The organism is Cytophagia bacterium CHB2, assembly GCA_030263535.1.
Lineage (GTDB): Bacteria > Zhuqueibacterota > Zhuqueibacteria > Zhuqueibacterales > Zhuqueibacteraceae > Coneutiohabitans.
The window spans coordinates 1-2,487 of the sequence record SZPB01000583.1 but is presented as its reverse complement, the minus strand read 5'-3'; the positions used below and the strand labels follow the sequence as shown (position 1 = coordinate 2,487).

The 2,487-nt window shown below is 55.9% G+C and carries 1 protein-coding gene and 2 pseudogenes; 1 reads left to right on the top strand and 2 read right to left on the bottom strand.

The window, feature by feature from the left end; all coding sequences use genetic code 11:
* A pseudogene (locus FBQ85_29160) lies at positions 1–490 on the top strand (LLM class flavin-dependent oxidoreductase).
* Positions 491–610: 120 nt separating this feature from the next.
* Here the strand turns inward: FBQ85_29160 and FBQ85_29155 are convergent.
* Positions 611–958 (bottom strand): annotated as a pseudogene (locus FBQ85_29155) (DNA replication protein DnaD).
* A 170-nt stretch (positions 959–1,128) separates the two neighbouring features.
* Positions 1,129–2,487: DEAD/DEAH box helicase (locus FBQ85_29150; GenBank protein MDL1879200.1), on the bottom strand; the 1,359-nt coding region annotated here is incomplete at its 5' end.

The window sequence follows — 2,487 nt, the reverse complement described above, 5'->3', positions numbered from 1 at the left end:
GCTCGATCTCAGCGGGCTGGGCGCTCTCGATGATGGCCGCTACCACTCCCTTTGGCTGCCCGATCACCTCGTGAGTTTCTGGCCGGACTCGGTCTGGACGGCCGAGTTCACCGACCTCGCGGAGCTGTCGCCGTCACCGCACCGCTACCTGGACACCCTCAGTCTCGCCGGCGCTGTCGCGGCACGCACCACCCGCACCCGGCTTGCCACCAGCGTTCTCGACACCGTTCGACGCCACCCGGTGATGCTGGCCCAGTCGGCACTGACCCTCAGCCATCTCTCGGACGGCCGGTTCATCCTGGGACTGGGCGCCGGCGAGCGCGAGAACCTGGCGCCGTACGGCTTCGACCACCGGGGCGCGGTGAGTCGATTCGCCGAGGCACTCCGGCTGATCCGGCTGTTGTGGAACACCGACGGACCGATCGACTTCACCGGGCAGTACTTCACGCTGGAGCACGCCCGGCTGGACACCGAGCTGCACCACACCGGCGCGCTTGGCGGCATCGGCGAGTTTGAGGTTGTGCTTTGTCACTTCGTCGCGCAGCAGCAGGCGGCGTTCGTCCTCGATCATCTGATCGGAAAGCTCTTGCCGGCGCGTTTGCACGGCAAAATAAGTTTGCCCCAGCGCCACAATGTCTTTTTCCGGATCCGCGTTTTGAATGATTAGATAACAAGCATATCTGGAAAGATAGATGGTTTTTAACGCGCGTTTTGCGCCGCTCCCAATCTCGACCATTTCGGTGACCTCAACGAAATGGTCTTCAAGACGCTGGCCGCTATTGAAGCACGCAGCGCGCGCCTTTTGGATGACTTGCTCGAAATTGCGATAATCATTGTATTGCAAGACCTGCGCAAAATCACGGCTCGACCAGTATTCTGCGCCAGCCTCATTGGTTCGCCGGATCTGTTCGAATGGAGAAACATGGCCGGCAGAAGTTTTTTGAATTTCAGTTTTCATCAGTGCCTCCCGTTGTTGAAAATTAAGCGTTAAACTATTGATTTTCTGTTTATCACTGGACTAATTTTCATGGTTTTGCGCAAAGAAATCAAATTTTAATACAGTAGAAACAATGGCTTGACCATTTCGGTGACATCACCGAAATGGTTAAAGCTTTGGCAATACAGCATTTATATTAGCCTCCAGCGGATCGAAAACAACCTCGTCTGCGAAACGCGCTGTTGCAGCTTGCCTTCGATATCGCTGATGAGCTGCTCGCGCTGCCGGTCAATCTCATCTTGTGCATCAAATAAAGAGCGCCGCTTTTGGCTGCGCTGCGCTTCGAGCGCTTTGATTTGTTTTTGTCCGGCCAGCTTTTCATCCAAAGTAAGCGCTGCCGTTGCAGTGCGCCGCGCCTCTTTGATTTGGCGATCCAGCTCTTTGATTTCACGTTCGAGTCCCACCTTCAAATCATCAGCCCAGCCATCCAATTTTTCGGCCTCGGCCTCAAAGAATGCGGCATTGCGCTGCGAGATGTCCCGTTGAATCGCCTTTTGCTGCTGAAGCAAAACGTCTTGCAGTTGGGGCATTTCTTCGCTTGCCGGCAATTCATTCACAAACTGCGCCGGCAAAGAAAACAAGCGGCGCGCGGCATCGGCAGCCAGCAGTTGCCCGCCATCCGTCATGCCGGCCATGAGCAGATAATCCTCGGCGTGGTCGAGCGCTTCGATCGTCAACAGCGCGACGGTCAGGCGACCGGATTGCGCGATGAACGGCTCCAAGATGCTGATCTTGCCATCGTGCCGGCTGAGGTCAAAGACCACTTCCGCCAGCGGCAGCGCGCGGTTTTTGGCCTGGGCCAGGAGGTGCTCTGCCAGCGGATGGTTTAGGCGATAAAGATGAGCCTCGCCGGAGCGCCGCGGCAGTTCGTAAAGCCCGAGCGGAATGTCGCCTGAAAACGGACACGATTTTAATTGAAACGAAGAGTCGCTGAGAAACTCGGCATGATTATTCAACTCATGCTGTGTGAGCTGCATGAGCAAACGCTCGAAATGTTTTAAATAGGCATTGGAATCCGTGTCACGCACTTTCAGTTTTTCCCGCACTTCGTCGTCGAAATTTTCCATGAGCTGCTGGCGCGTGCGCGTCATCGCCTCGTTGATCTGCGCGCCCAAATCGAGCTGCAATTGATCGAAGGCCGCGTTGATTTCCTCGGGCCGGCGGCAGCGTTGATAAATGCCGGCAATGCGCTTCTCAAAATCGACGCCGGATTCAATCGCGCCCAGCACTTCATCGCTCGCGCCAAAGACGCCTTCGAAGAGCTTGAATTTCTCCGACAACAGTTGAAAAACGCGCTGATCCGCCGCGTTATTCTGATTGAGAAAATTGACCACCACTACGTCGTGTTGCTGGCCGTAGCGATGGCAGCGGCCAATGCGCTGCTCGATGCGCTGCGGATTCCACGGCAAATCATAATTCACCACCAGCGAGCAGAATTGCAGATTGATGCCCTCGGCGCCGGCTTCGGTGGCGATCATAATCTGGCCTTG